General features: G+C 44.4%; 3 protein-coding genes. All 3 read left to right on the plus strand.

Features of this window, described 5'->3' with window-relative positions:
• Positions 1–109: 109 nt before the first annotated feature.
• The 3 genes from PVE40_RS12535 to hpf all read left to right on the plus strand — a co-directional run bounded on the left by PVE40_RS12535 (position 110) and on the right by hpf (position 2,460).
• A complete protein-coding gene (locus PVE40_RS12535) occupies positions 110–1,120 on the plus strand; it encodes a helicase-related protein (RefSeq protein WP_274732271.1) in 1,011 nt (336 codons plus the stop codon).
• Positions 1,101–1,784, plus strand: coding sequence for a ComF family protein (locus tag PVE40_RS12540; RefSeq protein ID WP_274732272.1), 684 nt, complete (start codon positions 1,101–1,103; stop codon positions 1,782–1,784). Before PVE40_RS12535 ends, PVE40_RS12540 begins: the two co-directional genes overlap by 20 nt.
• A gap of 121 nt (positions 1,785–1,905) precedes the next feature.
• A complete protein-coding gene (gene hpf, locus PVE40_RS12545; protein ID WP_274732273.1) occupies positions 1,906–2,460 on the plus strand; it encodes a ribosome hibernation-promoting factor, HPF/YfiA family in 555 nt (184 codons plus the stop codon).
• The last annotated feature ends 162 nt before the right edge of the window (positions 2,461–2,622 follow it).

Here is a 2,622-nt window from a genome sequence, read left to right on the forward strand (position 1 = left end):
AGGAAAAAGCTCTCGGTCTGCGGCAACAGAACAAGAGCCCTCTAAAAATTTAAAATTTTAACACCTACATGATACCATGGGTAGTGACTTTTTGCGCTTTTTTTAGCTTGTGTTTTCATATAAAAAGACGAGGCTGGTGTGGGCAGTAGCTGGAGCGGGTAAGACAGAAATGATTTTCGCTGGGATTGCGGAAGCACTACAATCTGGTGGACGAGTGGCGATTGCTTCACCGCGGATTGATGTTTGCCTTGAGCTTTCACCACGTATTCAAGCAGCATTTCCCACGACACCGTTAGCCGTATTGTATGGCGGGATGGAAGAAGACTATCAGTATACGCCGCTCGTTATTGCGACTACTCACCAGCTGTTGCGCTTCAAGGAAGCGTTCGATGTACTGATTATTGATGAAATCGACTCGTTTCCTTATCATAGTGACCCCGCACTTCATTACGGTGCGGCAAAAGCTCGAAAAAAAGCAAGTGCACTACTTTATCTAACGGCGACTCCCTCTGCTCGCATGCGCAGAGAGGTTGAAAAAGGAACCTTGGCTGCCACCATTTTGCCAGCACGTTATCATCGGTATCCCTTGCCGACTCCTGAATGCATCTGGCTAGGAAACTGGCGCCAACAAATCGAGAAGAAACAAACGAACGCCCCATTTCTTAGAATAATCGAAAAAGAAATCCAACAAGGTCGCCGCCTGCTCGTTTTCTTGCCGCACATTACTTTGATGCAAACGTTGGAGCAATGGCTACGAGAAGTATATCCAGAAAAATCATTTGCTTCTGTTTCTGCAGAAGACAGTGAACGAGTGGAGAAGGTTCTGATGATGCGTGAAGAACGCTATGATTTTTTACTTTCCAGTACGATATTGGAACGGGGAGTAACGTTTCGGGATATTGATGTGTTGGTTTTGGGGGCAGAAGATGCGGTTTTTACCGAAGCATCCCTTGTACAGATTGCCGGGAGAGTGGGCCGCCACCGTGATTATCCCGTTGGAAAAGTTTGGTACGGTCATTACGGACAAACCAGGGCCATCAAGTCGGCAGTCAAACAAATCAAAACGATGAACCAACGAGCACGTGAAGGGGGGCTGCTGTTTGAATTGCCTTCTGTGTAACAATGACTTGTATCACAGCATTACCTTAAAAGACTTTTTCTCATTTCAGCCTTACCGAGCTGATTCTGTTTGCAAGAGCTGTACGTCTCGTTTTGCGCGGATTGATTCCAATTCCAGGTGTCCGGGTTGCGGGCGCAGTCAAGAAGAACAGAACTTGTGCGCTGATTGCAAGAAGTGGCAGCTTCATTATCCAGCTGCCTTCACCCAACATGAGGCGATGTTTCGCTATGATGATGCGCTGAGAGAATGGCTGCACACGTACAAAATTCAAGGAGACATCCGCTATGCCAACGTCTTTCGCAGCCAGTTGCGGCACTATTGCCAACAAAATAAAAAACGGACGGTTATTCCCTTACCCATTTCAAAGAAAAGTTTGGAGGAACGGGGATTCAACCAATGTGAGTGGCTGTTGGAGCAAGCTGGTATTCCTTATCAGCAGTTGCTGATTCATACCCAAACTGGCAAAAAGCAATCCGAAAAAAACAGGAGGGAGCGGTTGGCTGCCAGCCAACCATTCGAGGTACTGCCGCACACATTGGGACAGGACACCCCGCTGTTACTTTTTGACGATTTGTATACCACAGGGCGAACCATGCTCTATGCCAAAGAAGCACTCCATGAAGCAGGATTCAAAAACATATTATCATTTAGTATTGGCCGATAATATGTTGAATCAATTGTAAAAATTGACCGCTTACATTATAATGTATTTAAAGGTACTTCCTTATGAGTGGTCCATAAGGATATCTTTTCTGATGATGAATCAGACGAAAGGAGAGAATGCTATGTTTAAGTACAATGTCCGAGGAGAAAATATTGAGGTAACAGCCGCAATCCGAGATTATGCGGAGAAGAAGCTAGGGAAATTGGAACGGTATTTCACGAATGTTCCAGAAGCAACCGCACATGTAAACCTGAAAGTATATTCGGATAAGACAGCCAAAGTGGAGGTAACCATTCCTCTTCCGTATTTAGTATTGCGGGCTGAAGAAACTTCCATTGATCTTTATGGTAGCATCGATCTAGTTGTCGATAAATTAGAAAGACAAGTACGCAAGTATAAAACAAAAATTAACCGGAAATCTCGGGAAAAAGGGTTTGGTCCTTCAACTGACCTTTCCGCTTTAGAAGAACAAGTTGACGAAAATAACGGGCAACTTGAAATCGTTCGTACCAAACGAATCTCTTTGAAACCGATGGACAGCGAAGAAGCGGTATTGCAGATGAATATGCTCGGACACAACTTCTTTATCTTCGAGGATGCCATCACCAATGGCACGAGTATCGTATACCGTCGTAAAGATGGAAAATACGGACTCATCGAAACCGATATCGATTAAATATAAATAAACGAGGCGGGAATATCATTCCCGTCTCTTTTATATGAAAACACAAGCTAAAAAAAGCGCAAAAAGTCACTACCCATGGTATCATGTAGGTGTTAAAATTTTAAATTTTTAGAGGGCTCTTGTTCTGTTGCCGCAGACCGAGAGCTTTTTCCT

The organism is Jeotgalibaca caeni (assembly GCF_028863945.1).
GTDB lineage: Bacteria > Bacillota > Bacilli > Lactobacillales > Aerococcaceae > Jeotgalibaca > Jeotgalibaca caeni.

Excerpts from the sequence above, each read along its gene's own strand:
- hpf (WP_274732273.1), top strand. The coding sequence starts at position 1,906 with ATGTTTAAGTACAATGTCCGAGGAGAAAATATTGAGGTAACAGCCGCA.